At 68.3% G+C, this 18,878-nt stretch carries 18 protein-coding genes and 1 tRNA gene; 9 read left to right on the top strand and 10 right to left on the bottom strand.

Annotated elements, in window-relative coordinates:
* Position 1: 1 nt before the first annotated feature.
* From CAL11_RS15625 to CAL11_RS15600, 6 genes are all read right to left on the bottom strand, one after another.
* Positions 2-2,134 carry an acetate--CoA ligase family protein gene (locus CAL11_RS15625; protein ID WP_086093424.1) on the bottom strand — a complete coding sequence of 711 codons (2,133 nt, stop codon included), beginning with the start codon at positions 2,132-2,134 and terminating at the stop codon, positions 2-4.
* A complete protein-coding gene (locus CAL11_RS15620) occupies positions 2,135-3,091 on the bottom strand; it encodes a Bug family tripartite tricarboxylate transporter substrate binding protein (protein WP_086093423.1) in 957 nt (318 codons plus the stop codon). It lies immediately after the preceding gene.
* Positions 3,092-3,159: 68 nt separating this feature from the next.
* A complete protein-coding gene (locus CAL11_RS15615; RefSeq protein WP_033465546.1) occupies positions 3,160-3,552 on the bottom strand; it encodes a RidA family protein in 393 nt (130 codons plus the stop codon).
* Positions 3,553-3,555: 3 nt separating this feature from the next.
* Positions 3,556-4,044, bottom strand: coding sequence for a MaoC family dehydratase (locus tag CAL11_RS15610; protein ID WP_086093422.1), 489 nt, complete (start codon positions 4,042-4,044; stop codon positions 3,556-3,558).
* Positions 4,045-4,057: 13 nt separating this feature from the next.
* Entirely contained in the window at positions 4,058-4,393 is a 336-nt protein-coding gene (locus CAL11_RS15605; RefSeq protein WP_086093421.1) for a MaoC family dehydratase, read from the bottom strand.
* Between the two features lie 6 nt (positions 4,394-4,399).
* Positions 4,400-4,849, bottom strand: coding sequence for a PaaI family thioesterase (locus CAL11_RS15600; RefSeq protein WP_086093420.1), 450 nt, complete (start codon positions 4,847-4,849; stop codon positions 4,400-4,402).
* Positions 4,850-5,056: 207 nt separating this feature from the next.
* Between CAL11_RS15600 and CAL11_RS15595 the strand changes: the two genes are divergently transcribed.
* Both CAL11_RS15595 and CAL11_RS15590 read left to right on the top strand, forming a co-directional pair.
* Complete coding sequence (locus CAL11_RS15595) at positions 5,057-5,356, top strand: ArsR/SmtB family transcription factor (RefSeq protein ID WP_080699872.1); 300 nt, start codon at positions 5,057-5,059, stop codon at positions 5,354-5,356.
* Between the two features lie 40 nt (positions 5,357-5,396).
* Positions 5,397-6,509 carry an alkene reductase gene (locus CAL11_RS15590; RefSeq protein WP_033465537.1) on the top strand — a complete coding sequence of 371 codons (1,113 nt, stop codon included), beginning with the start codon at positions 5,397-5,399 and terminating at the stop codon, positions 6,507-6,509.
* A gap of 4 nt (positions 6,510-6,513) precedes the next feature.
* Here CAL11_RS15590 and CAL11_RS15585 read toward each other — a convergent pair whose 3' ends face one another.
* Genes CAL11_RS15585 through pgaA form a run of 4 tightly spaced genes read right to left on the bottom strand, consistent with a single transcriptional unit; the run spans position 6,514 to position 12,504 of the window.
* On the bottom strand, positions 6,514-7,164 hold the full coding sequence (locus CAL11_RS15585; RefSeq protein WP_086093419.1) for a hypothetical protein: 651 nt from the start codon (positions 7,162-7,164) through the stop codon (positions 6,514-6,516).
* Positions 7,145-8,404 carry a poly-beta-1,6-N-acetyl-D-glucosamine synthase gene (gene pgaC / locus CAL11_RS15580; protein ID WP_003820153.1) on the bottom strand — a complete coding sequence of 420 codons (1,260 nt, stop codon included), beginning with the start codon at positions 8,402-8,404 and terminating at the stop codon, positions 7,145-7,147. The genes CAL11_RS15585 and pgaC overlap by 20 nt, the downstream gene beginning before the upstream one ends.
* 3 nt (positions 8,405-8,407) lie before the next feature.
* Positions 8,408-10,513, bottom strand: a complete 2,106-nt coding sequence (pgaB, locus tag CAL11_RS15575) for a poly-beta-1,6-N-acetyl-D-glucosamine N-deacetylase PgaB (RefSeq protein WP_086093418.1) — start codon at positions 10,511-10,513, stop codon at positions 8,408-8,410.
* A 5-nt stretch (positions 10,514-10,518) separates the two neighbouring features.
* A complete protein-coding gene (gene pgaA, locus CAL11_RS15570; RefSeq protein WP_068925621.1) occupies positions 10,519-12,504 on the bottom strand; it encodes a poly-beta-1,6 N-acetyl-D-glucosamine export porin PgaA in 1,986 nt (661 codons plus the stop codon).
* A 208-nt stretch (positions 12,505-12,712) separates the two neighbouring features.
* Here pgaA and CAL11_RS15565 point away from each other — a divergent pair, with 208 nt between their 5' ends.
* The 7 genes from CAL11_RS15565 to CAL11_RS15535 all read left to right on the top strand — a co-directional run bounded on the left by CAL11_RS15565 (position 12,713) and on the right by CAL11_RS15535 (position 18,877).
* Positions 12,713-12,949 (top strand): hypothetical protein, encoded by a 237-nt coding sequence (locus CAL11_RS15565; protein ID WP_033465529.1) that lies wholly within the window; start codon positions 12,713-12,715, stop codon positions 12,947-12,949.
* A gap of 51 nt (positions 12,950-13,000) precedes the next feature.
* A tRNA-Arg gene (locus tag CAL11_RS15560) sits at positions 13,001-13,077 on the top strand.
* A 210-nt stretch (positions 13,078-13,287) separates the two neighbouring features.
* Complete coding sequence (gene bpsR, locus CAL11_RS15555; RefSeq protein ID WP_086094598.1) at positions 13,288-13,773, top strand: MarR family transcriptional regulator BpsR; 486 nt, start codon at positions 13,288-13,290, stop codon at positions 13,771-13,773.
* A 317-nt stretch (positions 13,774-14,090) separates the two neighbouring features.
* Entirely contained in the window at positions 14,091-15,299 is a 1,209-nt protein-coding gene (locus CAL11_RS15550; RefSeq protein ID WP_086093417.1) for an ABC transporter substrate-binding protein, read from the top strand.
* A 91-nt stretch (positions 15,300-15,390) separates the two neighbouring features.
* The gene (locus CAL11_RS15545) at positions 15,391-17,340 is read left to right on the top strand and encodes an ABC transporter permease (protein ID WP_086093416.1); all 1,950 of its coding nucleotides are present in this window, start codon (positions 15,391-15,393) and stop codon (positions 17,338-17,340) included.
* Positions 17,337-18,113 (top strand): ABC transporter ATP-binding protein, encoded by a 777-nt coding sequence (locus CAL11_RS15540; RefSeq protein ID WP_033465520.1) that lies wholly within the window; start codon positions 17,337-17,339, stop codon positions 18,111-18,113. Before CAL11_RS15545 ends, CAL11_RS15540 begins: the two co-directional genes overlap by 4 nt.
* Positions 18,110-18,877: an ABC transporter ATP-binding protein gene (locus CAL11_RS15535; RefSeq protein WP_086093415.1), complete on the top strand. Its 768-nt coding sequence runs from the start codon at positions 18,110-18,112 to the stop codon at positions 18,875-18,877. Before CAL11_RS15540 ends, CAL11_RS15535 begins: the two co-directional genes overlap by 4 nt.
* The last annotated feature ends 1 nt before the right edge of the window (position 18,878 follow it).

Here is an 18,878-nt window from a genome sequence, read left to right as displayed (position 1 = left end):
CCTAGACCTCGACCAGCGCGTCGGCGGCATACAGCCTGCCATCCGGGCCGGCGATGAGTGGGTTGATATCGACCGAGGCCACCGCGCCTTGCTGCGCATGCAGCCAGGCGCCCAGGCGGGTGGCTGCATGGGCGAGCTCCCGCACGGGCAGCGCACTTTCGCCGCGCACGCCGTCAAAGAGCGCGGCGACGCGCAGCGCGCGCAGGCATTGCTCGGCATGGGCCTGGTCGAACGGATACACCAGCGTGGCGACATCGGGCATGGCCTCGACGTACTTGCCGCCGTCGCCAACGATGACGATACAGCCAAACTGGCTGTCCCAGCGCGCCCCGATCATGAATTCGCGCCGGGGCTTGACCATGGACGCGACGATCACGCCATCGAACGATTTGCCCATGCCCAGCACTTCCTGCCGCAAGACGGGAAACAGCGTCCGCGCGCGCTGCTCGTCGGCGATGCCCAGGTGCACCAGCCCGTATTCCGATTTGTGCGGAATCTGCGCCGAGCAGGCCTTGACCGCCCAGGGGCCCGGCAGGCTGGCCAGCGCCGAGCCCATGCTGGCGGCGTCCAGGCACAGGCGCCACGGCACGGTACGGATGCCGATGGCTTCGATCTGTTCCAGGCTGTCGGCCTCGGACAGCAGGCCCGCCGCGCGCGGCGCCGGCGCGGCCGGCGCGTCCGGCGCGGGCTGCGCCAGCCGCAGCGCGGTTTCGCGCAGGCCGGACAGGCGCGCCAGCTGGCCCAGGGCGGCCAGCGCGTCCTCGTCATGCTCGAAGGTGGCCAGGCCGGCCTGCGCGAAAATCCGGCGGCTGGCGGCCAGCGGGCAACTGACCGCCACCGGCAGGCCCGTCCCGGCGGTGAAGGCGGCCGCGTCGCGGGCGAATTGCTCCGTGTCGTATCCCTTGCCGGACATGGGCAGGGTGATGAACAGCGCGTCGCAGGCGCGCGCCGAGGCCAGGATGGGCAGCACCTGGCCGAACAGGTGGTTGTTGCTCAGCAGGGCCGCGGTGAGGTCGATGGGGTTCAGGCTGCTGGCGAAGCCGGGCAGCACGGCGTCGATGCGGGCGCGTGTCTCGGCGGGCAGGGGCGGGACCTGCAGTCCATGCCGCTCGGCGGCATCGGCGCCGGTGACGCATGCCGCGCCCGAGTTGCTGAGGATGGCCAGGCGGTTGCCGGGCAGGTGGCCGCAGCGCAGCAGCAATTGCGCGCCCATGACCAGGCTGCGCGCGTCGGGCACGCGCAGGATGCCGTGCTGGCCGAACCAGGCGTCCAGCGCCTTGTCCTCGGTGGCGATGGCGCCGGTGTGCGATTGCGCGGCCCGCAGGCCTTGCGGCGAAACGCCGGCCTTCAGGGCCAGCACGGGCACCTGGCGCGCGCCCGCCAGCGCGGCCGCGCGCGCCAGCGTGGCAGGCGCGGGCAGGCTTTCCATGTAGAGCAGGATCAGCCTGACCTCGGGATCGCGCAGCACCGCCTCGGTGAAGTCCGCGACGTTGAGGTCGCATTCGTTGCCCGTGGCCACCGAGTAGCGCACGCCGATGCCCTCGGCGCGCAGGTGCGCGTACGGGACCATGCTCATCGCCCCGCTCTGGCTGATGATGGCCACCGGCCCGTCGGCGGGCGGGACTTCGCCCAGCAGGGTGGCGAAGGTCGCCAGGGCGCCGTTGCTGAAATTGGCCAGGCCCTGGGTGTTCGGCCCCAGCAGGCGCATGCCGGCCGCCGCGGCGGCCGCTTTCATGTGCTCCTGGGCCTGCCGTCCGGGTTCGCCGGTTTCCGCGAAGCCGGAAGAGATGACGACGCATACGCGCACGCCCAGCCGCGCGCCGTCCCGCACGGCCTGCACCGCGGCCTCGCCGGCCACGCAGACGACCAGCATGTCTATCGGGCCGTCCACGGCGTCCAGGCTGTGCCAGGCGGCGATGCCCTGGACGCGGTCGCGGCCGGGGTTGATCGGCAGGATGCGGCCCGGGTAGCCGTGCTGCAGCATGTACTTGATCGGCCGGCCGCCGATCTTCTCGGGGTTGTCGGAGGCGCCGACGATGGCGACCGAGCGCGGCGCCAGCGCGGCGTCGATCCAGTCGCCGGCGCCGGCGCCGGCGCCGGCCATGCGGGGGGCATTGTCCGCGAGTGTGCTCATTCAGTCGGCCCTCGAACCCGTGCGCTCGATCACGTCGCGCCATTTGGCGGACTCGGCGCTGATGAACTGGCTGAACTGCGCGGGCGTGTTCGGGCGGAAGCTGACGCCTTGTTCGCCCAGGATGCGCGCGACATCAGGCGCCTGCAGGGCGGCGTTGATTTCCTTGTTCAGGCGTTCGACGATGGGCGCGGGCGTGCCGGCCGGCGCGGCGATGCCGAACCAGGCGGTGGCGTCGAAGCCGGGGAAGCCGGATTCGGCCACGGTCGGCGTATCGGGCAGCAGGGGCGCCCGCTCGGCGCTGCTGACGGCCAGGGCGCGGGCGCGGCCGGCCTTGATCTGCGGCAAGGCCGTGGGCAGGTTGTCGCACATCAGCTGCACCTGGTGCCCCAGCAGGCCGGTCAGCGCGGCGGCGCTGCCCGGATAGGCGATATGTTCGGCCTCGATGCCGGCCTGCGCCTTGAACAGCTCGGCGCACAAGTGCCCGCTGGTGCCCGTGCCCATCGACGCGTAGTTCAGGCTGGGTTGCGCGGACTTGGCGTACTTGACCAGTTCCGGCAGGGTCTTGACGGGGACGACCGTGTCGACGATCAGCACATTGGGCACGCTGCCGGCCAGGATGACCGGCGCGAAGGCCTGGGCGGGGTCGTAGCGCAGGCTGCGATAGAGCCATTTGTTGACCGCGAAGACCCCGGAGGAGGCCAACAGCAGGGTATAGCCGTCGGGTTCGGCGGTGGCCACCTGCTGGGCGCCGATGTTGCCGCCGGCGCCCGGGCGGTTGTTGACCACGACGGTCTGGCCCAGCGCGGGCGATATCTTGTTGGCGATGGCGCGCGCGAGGATATCGTTGGTGCCGCCCGGGCCATACGGAACGATCAGCGTGATGGGGCGGGTCGGGTAGTCGGCGGCAAACGCGCCGCCGGCGCACAACGCCAGCGCCATGGAGGCTATCCACTTCATGGTGTTTCTCCTTTGTTGAACTGCTTCGGTATGACAGGCGGACAGGCCGCGGGGCGGCCGCCGCGGGTTCAGCCCAGATAGGCGACGGCGCGGATCTCGATCAAGGCCGTCGGACGCACCAGGCCGCTCACCAGCACGCCGGTGGCGGCCGGGAACGGACCCGGGCCGAAGACCTCGCGGCGCACGTCGGCGGTCTGGCCGTAGCCGTCGAAGGTCGTGACATAGTCGACGGTCTCGACGACCTGGCTCAGGTCCGCGCCGGCCTGGGCGAGGACGGCGGCGATCTTCCGGTAGATGTAGCGCGCCTGCGCGGCGATATCGCCCTCGCCGACGATCTCGCGCTGCTCGTTGAGCGCCGTCATGCCCGAGATGTAGAGGAATCCGCCCGCCCGGACTGCGGGCGAGAAGGTCGAGTTCGGATTGGCGCCGGGCGGCAGCACGGCCTGCAGACTGGAATGCATGGGTTACCCCTGGAGGTGGGTTTTCAACAGGAACGTCAGGTGGACCACGCAGTGCGCCTGGCGCGCCGCGTCGGCGGGCGCGTGCGCCGTGTGGATGGAGACTTCTATCGTGGTCTTCGAGCGGCCCTTGGCAACGGGTTCGATCTGCGCGACCCGGTAGACGCACTGCACCGTCTCGTCCACGTAGACCGGGCGCATGAACACCGCCTCGACGCCCACCATCGCGACCATGGCGTCGTGCAGCTGCGCCGACAGCGGCGTGGCGCCGAGCGCGCTGATGGCCACCAGCAGCAGGCCGTGCGCGATCGGCGCGCGCAGGCCCTGGCGCTGTGCGTAGCCGGCATCGTAGTGGATCGGATGGGCATCGCCCGTGAGCGCGGCGAATTGCGCGAAGGCCTGGGCGTCCAGGCGTATTTCCCGCTGCGCGACGACCTGGCCGATGGCGAGGTCGGCGGCCGCGAGCTGCCGGGGCGCATGGGAGGGCGGTTGCACGGGCGCGTCCCCTTCAGTCGACCAGCGAGGCGCTGCCGACCATCACGGTCTTGCCGCCGGCCACGGCCTCGATCTCGCCCTGTTCGTTCAGCGCCGCGACGAAGGTGTCGCCGGGGCAGACCGGGCCGATCCATTTCGTGTGCAGCTTGCCGCGGTACAGCCAGTCGCGCGCATAGCGGCGGGCGCCCAGGTCGGCGGCCAGCGCGGTCATGTGCGGGCCGTGCAGCAGGGTGCCGCGAAAGCCGCGCTGCACCGCATAGTCGTGGTCGTAGTGGATGATGTCGTTGTCGCCGTTGATGCGGCCGTAGCCGTCGATCATGGCCTGGGTGATGTCGAGTGTGCGTTGCATGCGGACTTACTCCGGGACGTGGAAGGTGTTGAGCAAGGTGGCGATGCGCTGGCCGTCCGCGTCGCGGAAGCGGCCTTCCCATTGCACGTAGCGGCGGCCGCGCTTCTCGAATTTGCGCAGGATCGTGCCGGTGGCGGTCACGCGGGTGGTCTCGTCGGCCCAGATCGGGCGGTGCCAGGACATTTCCAGTTCCGCCATCACGATGCCCTGGATCGGCGGGTAGGTCTGGTACACCGGCACGGTCATGTACGGCAGGATGACGTTCGGCGCGGCGGCCTGGCGGCCATCCACCTCGTACAGGGCGGGATCGGCCTGGGAGGCCTCGAAATACTCCTGGACGATGGCCGGGGTGATGTCGAAGGACACCGGGCCCAGCTCGGCGCCTTCGACGAAGGCGGCGTAGGGGGTGCCGGGCGTATCCCCTTCACGGGGCTTGATGTCGCTGGGTCGGGTCATGGCGGTCTCGTTCGGTTGCGGGAGCGGCCATCGTAGGAGCGGCGCGCCGATCCCGCCCGTACGCCGGCGATCTGTGCGCTAAGCGCACGCGGACGGCGCGAGCCGCGCCGATTGCGTCCGGCCGGCGTAAAACCCTGCTGTTATATCGATATATCTGTATATCTAGATTTTTCGATATATGATGCGAACACGCAATGAGGCACTCGCATGGCCATCAATACCGAAGACATTCTCAAGGCGCTGGCGCATCCGGCGCGGCGCAACATCCTGGCCTGGCTCAAGGAGCCGCGGCGGCATTTCCCGCGGCAGGAGCACCCGCTGGAGCTGGGCGTGTGCGCCGGCCAGTTCGAGCGTTGCGGCCTGTCGCAATCCACCGTGTCCACCCATCTGGCCATCCTGCAGCGCGCGGGGCTCATCCAGAGCCGCCGGGTCGGCCAATGGGTGTTCTACCAGCGCAATGAGGCCTGCATTGCCGAGTTTCTCCAGACCATGCAGGCCGAGCTGTAGAGCCGTCCGCCGGTCGTCCGCCTATCCGAGAGGTAAATCCATGTCCACGCTGTTCCAACCGCTGACCGCCGGCAAACTGCGGCTCGCCAACCGCATCGTGATGGCGCCGTTGACGCGCAACCGTTCGCCCAATGCCGTGCCGCCGCCCTTGACGGCCACCTACTACGCGCAGCGCGCCAGCGCCGGCCTGATCATCACCGAAGCCACCGCCATTTCCCACCAGGGCCAGGGCTACGCGGATGTGCCGGGGCTGTACGCGCCCGAACAACTGGCCGGCTGGCGGCGCGTGACGGACGCGGTGCACGCGGCCGGCGGCACGATCGTGGTGCAGCTGTGGCACGTCGGGCGCATTTCGCATACCACCCTGCAGCCGGAGCAGGGCGCGCCGGTCGCGCCTTCGGCGATCCGCGCCCAGGCCCGCACGTACCTGGTCGACGCGCAGGGCAAGGGGCAGTTCGCCGAGACCTCGGAGCCCCGCGCGCTGGCGCTGGACGAATTGCCGGGCATCGTGGAGGATTACCGGCGCGCCGCCCGGGCCGCGATCGACACGGGTTTCGACGGCGTCGAGCTGCATGCCGCCAACGGCTACCTGCTGGACCAGTTCCTGCGTTCGGGCAGCAACCATCGCGACGACGCGTACGGCGGCTCGATCGAGAACCGGGCGCGGCTGCTGCTGCAGGCGCTCGATGCGGTCTGCGCCGAGGTCGGCGCCGACCGCGTCGGCATCCGGCTCTCGCCGGTCACGCCGGCCAATGACGCGCACGACGACCAGCCGCAGCCCTTGTTCGAATACGTGCTGCGCGAGCTGGCGCGGCGCGGCCTGGCCTACGTGCACGTGATCGAGGGGGCGACCGGCGGCGACCGCGCCTACCAGCAGGGGCCGGCTCCGTTCGACTACGCGGCGCTCCAGGCGGCCTACCGCGCCGCGGGCGGCGCCGGCGCCTGGATGGTGAACAACGGCTACGACGCCAGCCTGGCCGAAGAGAAACTGTCCAGCGGGCAGGCCGACCTGGTGGCGTTCGGCAAGCCGTTCATCGCCAACCCCGACCTGGTGGCGCGCCTGCGCCAGGGCGCGGCGCTGAACGAGGGTGATCGCGATACGTTCTATGGCGGCGGCGAGCGCGGCTATACGGACTACCCCGCGCTCGCCTGAGCGCTTACAGGGTCAGGGCGCGGCCGTCGTGCAGCGTGGGCTCGATGCGTCCGTCGGGCTGCCGTTGCATGGGCGGCCCGCTCCAGGCGGGCGGTTCGTCCGCTTCGTCGGGCGGCGCCGCGGCGAGCGGCGCGGGCTCCGGTCGCGGCACCGGCTGCGGCATGAGCGCGGGCGCCGCCACGGGCCCCGCGGCGGCGGCCGCGACCGGTTCGATCTCCGCCGGCACGTACCAGGCGCTGACCTGGACGATGGCGCCGGCTTCGTCATGGTCGACCAGCAGGCGGTTGGCGCCTTCCGGCAGCGGCCAGCGCGGCGGCAGCGCATATTCGGGGTCCAGCCCCACGCCGACCTCTTCGTTGTCGCGCGCGCGGATCCAGCCATGGAAGCGGCAGACGATCATCCAGGCCGTGAGCGCCGCCGCCATGGTCGCGACCACGGTGATATAGACCAGCAGCTCGGCGATCTGCGCGGCGGTGCCGCCCACCGTGACCAGCGAGTGATGGATGTACAGGCTGAACGCGACCCAGGTCAGGATGACCAGCAAGGGACGCACGATGCGGTACCAGCAGCCGTACAGCAAGCCATCGGCCACCCCGTGCTGGTGCACATACTCGCGCAGCGGCGACGCGCTTATATCAATGATCAACGCTTTCATGTTTGATTCCTCGGTCGGGGCTTACCCACCGCGCCCGGCTTTGGGCTCGGCGAAACAGGACGCGCGGCAGCGCGAATACGGTGGTGATCATGCCGATGATCCAGAACGCGATCGGATACCAGACGGCGTCGGCGAAATAGCGGAAGATCCGGTAGTCGTAGGCGCGGTCGACGATGCAGCCGGCAAACAGCTGCGCCAGGCAGGTCAGGAACAGCAGCGTGCCGTGCCAGCGCGGGAATATCTCGAACTGCCAGGCGGGCGGCAGGGCCACGAACTGGCCCAGCACGGCCATGCAGATCAGGAACAGCATGGCGTAGGCCCATAGCACGCTCAGGCTGAACTCCAGGAAGATCGGCCACATCAGGATCTGGCGCGGGTTGAGCATGCGCGGGGCGTATTTCAGCGCGGTCTCGATGCCGCCGCGCGCCCAGCGGTAGCGCTGCTTGAACAGCCCGCGGAAGGTCTCGGGCATCAGGATCCAGGTCAGCGCGCGCGGCTCGTAGCGCAGGGTCCAGCCCGCCAGCTGCAGCTTCCAGCTGATGTCGATGTCCTCGGTCTGCATGTCGGGGCTCCAGTAGCCGACCTGGTGCAGCGCCTGCTTGCGGAACATGGTCATGACGCCGGAGACGGTCATCAGCTTGCCGTAGAGCTGCTGGGTGCGCTTGATCAGCCCCACGATGGACGAGAATTCGCCCACCTGCATGCGGCCCAGCACCGTCGAGCGGTTGCGGATGCGCGGGTTGCCGGTGACCGCGCCGACGTGGCCGGCGTGCAGGAAATGCGTCAGCATGTAGGTGATCGAGTCGGGGTGGGGCAGCGAGTCCCCGTCGATGCACAGCAGGAACTCGGCGTCGCTGAGCTGCGCGGCCGTGTTCAGGCCGATCGCCTTGCCCTCGTTGCGGCTCTGGTGCACCACCAGCAGGCGCGGGTATTGCTCGGCCAGCTCGTTGAGCAGCGCCCCGGTATTGTCGCGGCTGCCATCGTTGACGGCGATGATGCGGTAGTTCGGGTAGTGCATGCGGTCCAGGTGCGCGATCACCTCGGCCACGTTCTCGCCCTCGTTGTAGCAGGGCACGACGATGGCCACGCGCGGCACCCGCGGCAGCAGCGTGGCGCGGTGCTTGCGCCCCTGCTCGAACAGGAAGAAGTGCAGCAGCCCGCCCACGATCCAGAAGTACGACATGAAGAACGGGTAGTAGAAAACGAAGCTGGACAGCACGCTCTTGACGGAGTCGTTCATGGGCTACCTCTGCGTCGGCTCGGCCTGCGACGCGCTGCCGTACAGCGTGGTCTGGCGCGATAGTTCCTGGGCCTTGGTCAGGCGGCGCTTTTCCAGCGTCGACTTGAGCGACATCACATCGCGCAGCACTTCGGCGTCAGGGTGGTTGGCGATGAAATCGTCCGGGTAGTAGCCGTAGTTGATGGCGCCCAGGCTGCGCAATTGCACCATCTGCCTGCGCAGTATCTCGGTATCGATCGGCTTGCCCACGCGCCAGTCGCGCGCCTGCAGCTCGAAGATGGTGCGCTCCAGGCCCTTCTGGCGCGCCACGGCGGCCACCAGCTGGCGCATCCATTGCTCGGGCCGCGCGGCGCCTTCCATGTTGGGCATGGCCATCAACGCCACGAAATCGTAGCTCTTGAGGAATTCCGGCAGGCTCTGGCCGTACCACGCCTCGGAGACGGGATCGAGCACCGGCTGGGCGTAGAGATTGCGCGCCACCACCATGTCGCGGTCGTTCTGGTAGCCGGACACGATATGGCGCAGGTGCATCGTGAAGTCGATCAGGTAGCGGATCTTGCCCTTGGACCATTGCTGGGCCAGCTTGGGGTCGGCGCGTATCGCCGCGATGTCGGGCGGCAGGCCCCAGCCCTGGTAGGTGGCCAGCGCCTCGGGGCTGCTGTCCTCGGTGTCGTCGAGCACGGCGTCGTCATGGAACAGCAGGCCGTCGAAGTGGGCCGCCTTGGCGAGGTCTTCGTAGATCTCGCTGATGACGCGGTGGGCGTCCGGGTGGAACGGGCTGAGCCGGGTCGGGCTGCCCAGGCCGCGCTCGCCGGGCTTGCGGGTCGTCGACTGCACCACCTTGCCGTAGGCCGGGTTGCCGGGCGGCACCGAGAAGGTCAGCACGGGCAGCCAGGCGTACACCATCACGCCGGCGCGGGTTTTCAGCTGCCAGGCCACGCGGTTGAACAGGTCGGCGCGCATCGGCAGGTGGCGGTTGGGAAAGTACACCTCGGTGATGTCGCCGTCGCCCTTGGGGTCGGCGAAGGCCTGCAGGTAGACGGCGCTGGGCGCCAGGTCCTTCATGCGGTCGATCAGCTGGCCGAGGTTGCGGTTCTGCTGCTCGGGGTCGGGGTCGTAGATGTAGTCCAGGTCGACCTGCACGATGCGCTCGATGGGACGGACCTGGCCGTGGTAGCTGACCGGTTCGCGCATGGCGCGGGCCACCGTGGCGACGTTGACCTCGTAGTCCACCAGGCTGCGACGGATCTGCGTCAGCGCCACGTCGGGTGTGTTGGGGCCGGGCTGCAGCGTCAGGCCGATGTTCAGGCCCAGTTCGGCGGCCACCTGGTCGGTGTCGCGGTTGTGCGCGCCATAGGGCCAGACGATGGAGCGGATGGTCACGCCGGTGTGTTCGCGGATCAGGTCGGCGCTGGTCTTGAGGTCCTGCCGCACGCGGGCGCGGTATTCGGCGTCGTTCTCGTAGCGGCCGCTGGCCGGCAGGTACTGGCGCGAGGACGCCGCCGGCTGTTCATTGCCCTGCGGGTTGGCCAGCACGCCGCGGTGCATGTTGTGCGAATGGGAGGCCAGCTCGACCAGGCCGGATTGCGCCATTTCGCGCAGCTGCGCCCAGGTCATGAAGAAGTCGTGCGGCACTTCGATCTTGGGGCTGAGGCGGATCTTGGTGCCGGCCGGCGCGTCGGTCCAGCTGGTGACGACGGCGACCACCGCGGGGTAGTTGAATTTCTTCAGCAGCGGAAACACCTTGGTGTAGGTGCTGGCGTAGCCGTCGTCGAAGGTCAGCAGGATGGGGCGCGGCGGCAGCGGGCGCACGCCGGCGCGCGAGTCGATGATCTGCTGCATGCTGACCGGGTTGAGTCCCTTTACGCGTATCCACTCGAACAGGTCGGTCAGCGTGCGCGTCTCGATGGCGAACTGATCGGGCATGTCGGCGAACGAGGCGCGCAGGTTGTCGCGCACGTCGTGCATGCACAGCACCCGGAACGTCAGGCCGTCGTCGGGATCCGGGGGCGGGAGCATGTCCACCTTGTAGGCGTGCGCGGGCAGCATCAGCAGGCCCAGCGCGCAGCAGGCAAGCCATTTCAGCAGGGTCCGGTGCATGGTGGTCATGGTGCTCAGAAGGGAATGTTCAGGGTGAGGTAGAACAAGGTGCGGTTCTCCGGGTCGCCGTCATAGCTGTGGCGGCCATAGCCCACGCCGTAGGTGATGCTGGTCTGGCGCGGCAGGTCCCAGACCTGCTCCAGGCGCAGCTGCCACAGGGCGCTGTTGCCGTGCTCGGCCTGGTTGTAGACCCCGCCGGTGGCGTAGACGCGCTGGCGGAACGCGTACTGGCCGTCGCGCCACGGACGCCATTCGTACATGGCGGTGACCTGCGCGGTCAGGTCATGGTCGGGGCTGAAGTACTCGGTGTTGGTCTTGCTGTTGTTCGAGTACGCCACGCTGGTCCAGGTGCTGACGCTGTGGCGCGGCACGGTCCACAGGTTCTGGAACCAGGTGGCGCCGATGGTCTGGCGGGTGTTCGAGTCGCTATAGCGCTGCAGCTGGTAGGCCACGTCGTAATAGGTGCGCTCGGTCGGCTGGTAGCGCGCCGACACGCCGCTGCTCCAGCCATGGATGCCGGCCCGGTAGGCCTTCCACGGCAGGTCGTTGCTGTCGCTGTCGAAGTTGGCGGCCAGCCGCCAGCCGTCCGATGGTTGCCAGGCCACATTGGCCGAGGCGCCGAACCGGCCCGACGGGCCGGTGGACTGGTGCAGCTCGGTCGAGGCCTCGATGCTGCCGCGGCGGTACTCCAGGCCGGCGCCGTTGCGCACCCGCGACTTGTCGCCGTCGCCCAGGTCCGCATAGCCGGTGAACTGGTGGAAGAACAGGCGGTAGTTGTGCGAGATCGGGCTGGTGTACAGCATGGTGTTGAGCGACCATTCCCGGTTGGCGATGGTGGAGTTGTCGTTGCTGCTGTTGTCGCCGCCGTGGCCGATGTCTCCGCCGAAATCCATGGTCAGGAGCGGCGACTGGTACACCTCGTAGTCGCGCTTGAGATTGCGCACGCTGCTGCTTTCGGGAAAGCGCTCGGACAGCGTGTTGACGATGGCTTCGGCCTCGGGGTATTCGCGCAGCGCCATCGAGGCGCGCGCCAGGCCGGTCATGGCCTGGATATCGTCCGGCCGCTCGGCCAGCGCGGTGGTGAACGCCGCCTTGGCCTCGCGCGGGCGGGCATCGCCCAGCCGCGCGCTGGCCGCCGCGTTGCGCAGGCCCGAGCTGAACGGCGCATCGTGCTGCAGCGCGTCGATGGCCAGCGTGCCGGCCTCGGTTTCGCCGGAATACATCAGGTACTGCGCGCGCAGGCGCTGCGCCGTGGCGTAGTCTTCATTGGGCCGTTCGGCCACCGGCGCGTTCTCGACATATTGCGGCGAGGTTTTCTCGATGCGCTGCAAGAGCTCTTCGGCATCCTCGTAGCGGCCGCGGTCCATATAGGCGAAGAACAGCGACTCCTGGGTCGGGACGCGGTCGATGTCGCCCGGGCCGGCCTTGGCCAGCGCTTCCTCGTAGCAGGCGATCGACTCGTCGTAGCGCTCTTCGTAGGCGTAGGCGTTGCCGGCCGAAACCAGCACGTAGGGGTGCACCGGCGTATTGGTGGCGCGCAGCCCCTCGTACAGCTTGATGGCGTCCGCGTAGCGGCCGCGCAGGCCCAGGCCATAGATCATGTCGCTGATCACCGCCGTGCGCAGCGACGCATATTCGGGCGCCAGCGGCAGGCTGTCGAGCAGTTGCCAGCCATCGGCCAGCGCCGCGTCCAGCGTCGCGAAACGCTCCGGCCCGGTCAGGTTCCAGGTTTCGGCACGCGACCAGCGCAGGCGCTGGGCGATCGCGGCATGCTGCAGCTGCGCATATTCCAGCGGCGTGAACAGCGACCGGTGTTCGGTGGCCAGGTCCAGCGCCAGGTTGGCCGCGCCGCTGCGGCTGGCCTCCTGCACCTGATCCCGCACCGGCGGGGCGGCGGCGGCCGCCGCGCCCACGAACGCCAGCCCCGCCACCAGCAGCCGAGTCCGCCGCAGGCCGCGCACGGATGCGGGCCGGGTACGCCTGGTTTGTTCGTTGTTCATAGGACAGCGTTCTACGAAAACGCCAGATCCGCGCGGGACGTGGCCGATTGATGGGGTGGAGGCCATCTTAGAAATGACGCCACCGTTTGAATAGGGCGCCATTTGGCGTACCGCCCTTACACCATCCTTCAGATAGCACTTTTGGATGAGGGCAATCTTTTGTATGCTGTAAAAAAATCCACTGACGTATTGTGCAATGAGCCAATCTATGAGAAGCGCCGCCAAATGGTGGGGCCCCGCGGCCACCTGGACGATGGCGGCCCTGCTGGTGTTGCTGGTGGGCCATGGCGTGGTGCCGGAGGCGGCGCGGGTCTCCGATGCGCCGCTGCTGGACGCCATGGCCGCGCATGCCTACCTGCTGAACTGGGCCGCCGGGTTGATGGCCCTGATCGGCTGGGGCGACAGCCTGGTGCTGTACCGGCGCACCCGTCGCCGCGCGGTTTGAAAACACGGCTGGACAGTTTGAAAAAACGCGGTATAATTTCGCCTCTTTACAGCGCCCGTAGCTCAGTTGGATAGAGTACTTGGCTACGAACCAAGGGGTCGTGGGTTCGAATCCTGCCGGGCGCGCCAATATGAAAAGCCGCCATGCCTTGCGCATGGCGGCTTTTTGCTTTGCGGCGGCGGCGCTTGCCGTCTCGCGGGTTTGAGGGCTGGCCGTATGCCCTTACACTTGCCGTACTTTTCGCAGCCACTTTGACTCTTCGAGGTGAAGGCGGACTGCCGTGGCGTGCCTTGCCGGCGAGCGGGGCGCGCGGCCGCGGCGGCGCGCCGCAGGAGCCTATGCCCGCATCCCAGGACAAACCCGATGTGCCGCCCGGTCCTTATCATTTTTCCGAGCAGGTCGGCCATTTGTTGCGGCGCGCCTACCAGCGCCACGTGGCGATCTTCCAGCAGACCATTCCCGATTCCAAGCTGACCGCGGCGCAGTTCGTGGTGCTGTGCGCGCTGCGCGACCAGGGCGCGTGCTCGCTGGTCGACGTGGTCAAGGCGACCGCCATCGACCAGGCTACCGTGCGCGGCGTCATCGAGCGCCTGAAGGCGCGCAAGCTGCTGGCCGTCTCGCACGACCCGGCCGACCGCCGCAAGGTGCTGGTGACGCTCACGTCCGACGGACGTTCGCTGGTCGAGGAAATGGTGCCGTTTGCCGAGCAGATCACGCAAAGCACCTTCGGCGGGCTCAATCCCGCCGAGCGCGTGGCCATCGTCTACCTGCTGCGCAAGATGAGCGACGCCGACGATCCTGTCGGACGGCAGCCCGAAGTGTAGGGGAAAGTACTAGGCAAATTAAAGCGTCAACACTCTAATTTTTGGCTTTGCCATCAATCTCGCGGGACGTCGATGCAGGCAGCAAAAGGCGTTTTCCCTGCATTTTATTGATTTGTAATTCAATGATTTTGTGTGGATATTCGGGTATTCCCGTAGAAATTCGAATAGCCTTTTCAACGATGTGGTTATAGCGTGCCGGCTTGGTGTTTACATGCAGAATTCAAGTGTGTACGCTTTATCATATCCCGCGCGTCCAGGCTTGCAGGCTAGCCGCGTCCACACGCAGTGATACCGTCGTCAACTCAAGGGGAAAAATCATGAACGGTCGCAACCGCTACGCCCGATTGCTGGGCGCAACCTGCCTGACGCTGCTGGGCGCATCGGCCTGGGCGCAGGACACCATCAAGATCGGCGAGATCAACAGCTACAAGTCGCAGCCCGCCTTTCTCGAGCCCTACAAGAAGGGCATGCAGCTGGCGCTGGACGAGGTCAACGACGCGGGCGGCATCGCGGGCAAGAAGCTGGAGCTGGTGATCCGCGATGACAACGCCAACCCGGGCGAGGCGGTGCGCGCCGCCGAGGAACTGATCTCGCGCGAACGCGTGGACATGCTGACCGGCTCGTTCCTGTCGCACATCGGCCTGGCGCTGACCGACTTCGCCAAGCAGAAGAAAGTGTTCTTCCTGGCCAGCGAGCCGCTGACCGACAAGATCGTCTGGCAGGACGGCAACCGCTACACCTACCGCCTGCGCACCTCGACCTACATGCAGGTCGCCATGCTGGTGCCCGAGGCGCTGAAGCTGAAGAAAAAGCGCTGGGCCATCGTCTACCCCAACTACGAATACGGCCAGTCGGCCGTGGCGACCTTCAAGACGCTGATGAAGGCCGGCCAGCCCGACATCGAGTTCGTCTCGGAACAGGCCGCGCCGCTGGGCAAGGTCGATGCCGGCAGCGTGGTGCAGGCGCTGGCCGACTCCAAGCCCGACGCGATTTTCAACGTGCTGTTCGCCGCCGACGTGACCAAGTTCGTGCGCGAGGGCACGACGCGCGGGCTGTTCAAGGACCGGCCGGTGGTCAGCGTGCTGACCGGCGAGCCGGAGTACCTCGATACCTTCCGCGACGAGACGCCGGCCGGCTGGATCGTCACCGGCTATCCGTGGCAGTTCATCGAAACCCCCGAGCACCAGGCGTTCCTGAAGGCCTACCAGGCCAAGTTCAAGGATTATCCGCGCCTGGGTTCGGTGGTGGGCTACAGCGCCATCAAGTCGCTGGCCGAGGGCATCAAGCGCGCCGGCGGCAAGACCGACACCGAGTCCATGATCAAGGCGTTCGCGGGCCTGAAGCTGACCATCCCGTTCGGTCCGATCGAATACCGCACGCTGGACAACCAGTCCACCATGGGGGCTTATGTGGGCAAGCTGGCGTCCAGGGACGGCAAGGGCGTGATGGTCGACTTCCGCTATGTCGATGGCGCCGCCGCCCAGCCTGCGGACGAGGAAGTGCGCAAGCTGCGCAAGGCCGATTGATCCACGCGCGGCGCGTCCGTGTCGCGGACGCGCCGTCGCGGGCGGGGTGCATCGTCGCGACGATGCGTGATTTCCTAGAGGTATCGCGGTTATGGATCTGACAGGTTTCCTGGCGCAGCTGCTCAACGGGCTGGCCGAGGCATCGTCGCTGTTCCTGGTGGCGGCCGGGCTCTCGCTGATTTTCGGCGTGACGCGCATCGTCAATTTCGCGCACGGCTCGCTCTACATGCTGGGCGTGTACGTGGCGTATTCGATCGTCGAGCGCGTGGGCGGCACCGCGCTGGGTTTCTGGTTCGGCCTGCTGGCCGCGGCGCTGGCCGTCGGCGTGGTGGGCGCGGCCATCGAGGTCGTGCTGTTGCGCCGCATCTATCGCGCGCCGGAGCTGTTCCAGCTGCTGGCGACCTTCGCCCTGGTGCTGGTCATCAACGACGCCGCGCTGTGGATCTGGGGCGCCGAGGATCTGCTGGGGCGGCGCGCGCCGGGCCTGACCGGCGCGGTCGACCTGCTGGGCCGCCAGTATCCGGTCTACAACCTGGTGCTGATCGTGGTCGGGCCGGTGGTGCTGGGGCTGCTCTGGCTGCTGCTCACGCGCACGCGCTGGGGCACCCTGGTGCGCGCGGCCACGCAAGACCGCGAGATGCTCGGCGCGCTGGGCGTGAACCAGGCCTGGCTGTTCACCGGGGTGTTCGCGCTGGGCGCCATGCTGGCCGGGCTGGGCGGCGCGCTGCAGCTGCCGCGCGAGCCGGCCAGCCTGAGCCTGGACCTGCGCACCATCGGCGATGCGTTCGTCATCGTGGTGGTGGGCGGCATGGGATCGATTCCGGGCGCCTATGTGGCCGCGCTCATCATCGCCGAGATCAAGGCGCTGTGCATCGGCCTGGGCACCGTGACCCTGCTGGGCCTGAGCATTTCGTTTTCCAAGCTGACGCTGGTGGTGGAGTTCGCCTTCATGGCGCTGGTGCTGGTGTTTCGCCCCTGGGGCCTGTTCGGGCGCCCGCAGGGCGCCAGCCGCAACTCGGCGCCCATCGAGGCGCCGCTGCGGCCCGCCGGGCCGCGTCTGCGCATCCTGTGGGGCGTGCTGCTGGCCGCGCTGGCGGTGCTGCCGCTGCTGGCGCAGTGGCTGCCGTACGCGGTGGTGCTGACGCAGGACATCCTGATCGCCGCGCTGTTTGCCGTCAGCCTGCATTTCATGATGGGGCCGGGCGGCATGCATTCGTTCGGCCACGCGGCGTACTTCGGGCTGGGCGCCTACGGCGCGGCCTTGCTGCTGAAGGCCGCTGCGCTGCCCATGGAAGCGGCGCTGGCCTTCGCGCCACTGGTGGCCGCGCTGGGCGCGCTGGTGTTCGGCTGGTTCTGCGTGCGCCTGTCGGGCGTCTACCTGGCCATGCTGACCCTGGCGTTCTCGCAAATCGTCTGGTCGGTGGTGTTCCAGTGGGACGACTTCACCGGCGGCTCCAACGGCATGATCGGCGTCTGGCCGGCCGAGTGGCTGTCCGGCACCGCCTACTACTATCTGGCGCTGGCCGTGGTCGCGGCCGCCGTGCTGGGCCTGCGGCGCGTGCTGTTCTCGCCATTCGGCTACGCGATGCGCGCCGGGCGCGATTCCAGCCTGCGCGCCGACGCCATCGGCATCGACGTCAAGCGGGTGCAGTGGGCGGCCTTCGTGGTGGCAGGCGCGTTCGGCGGCCTGGCCGGAGCGCTGTATGCGTTTTCCAAGGGCAGCATTTCGCCCGACACCATGGCGGTCAGCAAATCGGTCGACGGCCTGGTGATGGTGCTGCTGGGCGGCATCCAGACCCTGATCGGCCCGGTCGTGGGCGCGACGGCGTTCAACGTGCTGCAGGATTACATCATGCGCGCCACCGAGTACTGGCGCGCGCTGTTCGGCGGCGTCATCCTCCTGCTGGTGCTGGTGTTCCCGCAGGGGATCGCGGGATTCTGCCAGCAGGCGGGGCAATGGTGGAGCGCGCGCGCCGGCAAGGACCGGCCGCCGCGCAATGGCGGCGCCTTCGTCGGCGGACCGCGGGAGAAGCAGGCATGAGTCTGTTGCAGGTCAGGAATCTCAGCAAGGCGTTTGGCGGCGTGCGGGCCGTCGATGACATCAGCTTCGATCTGGCGGCCGGCGAACTGCTGGCGTTGATCGGCCCCAACGGGGCGGGTAAGTCCACCACCTTCAACATGGTGGGCGGACAGCTGCCGGCCACCACGGGCTCGGTCAGGCTGGACGGCCACGAGCTGGTGGGCATGCGCCCGCGCGACATCTGGCGCCTGGGCGTGGGCCGCACCTTCCAGATCGCGGCGACCTTCGCCTCGCTGACGGTGGCCGAGAACGTGCAGATGGCGCTGTTGTCGCATCATCGCCGCATCTTTTCGTTCGGCTCGCTGGCGGCGCGCCAGTACCGCGAGCCGGCGCTGGCGCTGCTCGAGCAGGTGGGCATGCGCGACCAGGCCGAGCGGCCCTGCAGCGAGCTGGCCTATGGCGATGTCAAGCGGGTCGAGCTGGCCATGGGGCTGGCCAACGACCCCAAGCTGCTGCTGATGGACGAGCCCACCGCCGGCATGGCGCCGCAGGAGCGCAATGCGCTGATGGCCTTGACCAAGCGGCTGGTGGTCGATCGGGGCATGGCGGTGCTGTTCACCGAGCACAGCATGGACGTGGTGTTCGCGTACGCGGACCGCATGATCGTGCTGGCGCGCGGCCGCCTCATCGCCGAGGGGAGCGCGCAGGAGATCCGCAACCATCCCAAGGTGCAGGAAGTGTATTTCGGCACCGGCAAGACCTTCGAGAAACATTCCGCCGGAGCCGCAGCATGAACACAGTCGCCGAGCCTGCCCGCGCCGCCGCCACGCAGGCGCCCGCGCTGCTGCGCGTGGCGGGACTCAATGCCTGGTATGGCGCCGCCCATATCCTGTTCGACGTGGACCTGGAGGTGCGGCGCGGCGAGGTCGTGGCGCTGATGGGACGCAACGGCGCGGGCAAGTCCACCACCTTCAAGGCCATCATGGGCCTGCTGGCCAAGCGGCGCGGCGCGGTCGAGTTCATGGGCCGCGACATCGCCGGCATGCAGCCGTTCGAGATCGCGCGGCTGGGGCTGGGTTTCGTGCCCGAGGACCGGCGCGTGTTCACCGATCTCACGGTCACCGAGAACCTGGAAGTGGGGCGCCAGCCGGCGCGGCGCTGGCCGGACGGCAGCGCGGCGCTGAACTGGCAGCCGGACGCGCTGTACGAGCTGTTTCCCAACCTGGGCGCCATGCAGGACCGTCCGGGCGGGCAGATGAGCGGCGGCGAGCAGCAGATGCTGACGGTGGCCCGCACGCTGATGGGCAACCCTTTCCTGGTGCTGCTGGACGAACCCTCCGAGGGGGTGGCGCCGGTCATCGTCGAGCAGATGGCCGGCATGATCCTGGCGCTGAAGGCGCAAGGCGCCAGCATCCTGCTGTCGGAGCAGAACGTGCATTTCGCCGAGCTGGTTTCCGATCGCGTCTATGTGCTGGAGAAGGGCCAGATCCGCTACAGCGGGTCGATGGCCGAACTGGCCGACAACGAGGAAGTGCGCCGCGCCTACCTGACGGTGTGAG

The sequence above is a fragment of the Bordetella genomosp. 6 genome, from assembly GCF_002119705.1.
Lineage (GTDB): Bacteria > Pseudomonadota > Gammaproteobacteria > Burkholderiales > Burkholderiaceae_B > Bordetella > Bordetella bronchiseptica_F.
This window is presented reverse-complemented; position numbering and strand designations above follow the sequence as displayed.

What these genes read in the sequence shown, in the direction of transcription:
- CAL11_RS15625 (WP_086093424.1), bottom strand. Translation starts at nt 2,134, where the DNA reads ATGAGCACACTCGCGGACAATGCCCCCCGCATGGCCGGCGCCGGCGCC.
- CAL11_RS15590 (WP_033465537.1), top strand. Translation starts at nt 5,397, where the DNA reads ATGTCCACGCTGTTCCAACCGCTGACCGCCGGCAAACTGCGGCTCGCC.
- pgaC (WP_003820153.1), bottom strand. Translation starts at nt 8,404, where the DNA reads ATGAACGACTCCGTCAAGAGCGTGCTGTCCAGCTTCGTTTTCTACTAC.
- CAL11_RS15545 (WP_086093416.1), top strand. Translation starts at nt 15,391, where the DNA reads ATGGATCTGACAGGTTTCCTGGCGCAGCTGCTCAACGGGCTGGCCGAG.
- CAL11_RS15615 (WP_033465546.1), bottom strand. Translation starts at nt 3,552, where the DNA reads ATGCATTCCAGTCTGCAGGCCGTGCTGCCGCCCGGCGCCAATCCGAAC.
- pgaA (WP_068925621.1), bottom strand. Translation starts at nt 12,504, where the DNA reads ATGAACAACGAACAAACCAGGCGTACCCGGCCCGCATCCGTGCGCGGC.
- CAL11_RS15550 (WP_086093417.1), top strand. Translation starts at nt 14,091, where the DNA reads ATGAACGGTCGCAACCGCTACGCCCGATTGCTGGGCGCAACCTGCCTG.
- CAL11_RS15620 (WP_086093423.1), bottom strand. Translation starts at nt 3,091, where the DNA reads ATGAAGTGGATAGCCTCCATGGCGCTGGCGTTGTGCGCCGGCGGCGCG.
- CAL11_RS15585 (WP_086093419.1), bottom strand. Translation starts at nt 7,164, where the DNA reads ATGAAAGCGTTGATCATTGATATAAGCGCGTCGCCGCTGCGCGAGTAT.
- pgaB (WP_086093418.1), bottom strand. Translation starts at nt 10,513, where the DNA reads ATGACCACCATGCACCGGACCCTGCTGAAATGGCTTGCCTGCTGCGCG.
- CAL11_RS15540 (WP_033465520.1), top strand. Translation starts at nt 17,337, where the DNA reads ATGAGTCTGTTGCAGGTCAGGAATCTCAGCAAGGCGTTTGGCGGCGTG.
- CAL11_RS15605 (WP_086093421.1), bottom strand. Translation starts at nt 4,393, where the DNA reads ATGCAACGCACACTCGACATCACCCAGGCCATGATCGACGGCTACGGC.
- CAL11_RS15600 (WP_086093420.1), bottom strand. Translation starts at nt 4,849, where the DNA reads ATGACCCGACCCAGCGACATCAAGCCCCGTGAAGGGGATACGCCCGGC.
- CAL11_RS15565 (WP_033465529.1), top strand. Translation starts at nt 12,713, where the DNA reads ATGAGAAGCGCCGCCAAATGGTGGGGCCCCGCGGCCACCTGGACGATG.
- bpsR (WP_086094598.1), top strand. Translation starts at nt 13,288, where the DNA reads ATGCCCGCATCCCAGGACAAACCCGATGTGCCGCCCGGTCCTTATCAT.
- CAL11_RS15535 (WP_086093415.1), top strand. Translation starts at nt 18,110, where the DNA reads ATGAACACAGTCGCCGAGCCTGCCCGCGCCGCCGCCACGCAGGCGCCC.
- CAL11_RS15595 (WP_080699872.1), top strand. Translation starts at nt 5,057, where the DNA reads ATGGCCATCAATACCGAAGACATTCTCAAGGCGCTGGCGCATCCGGCG.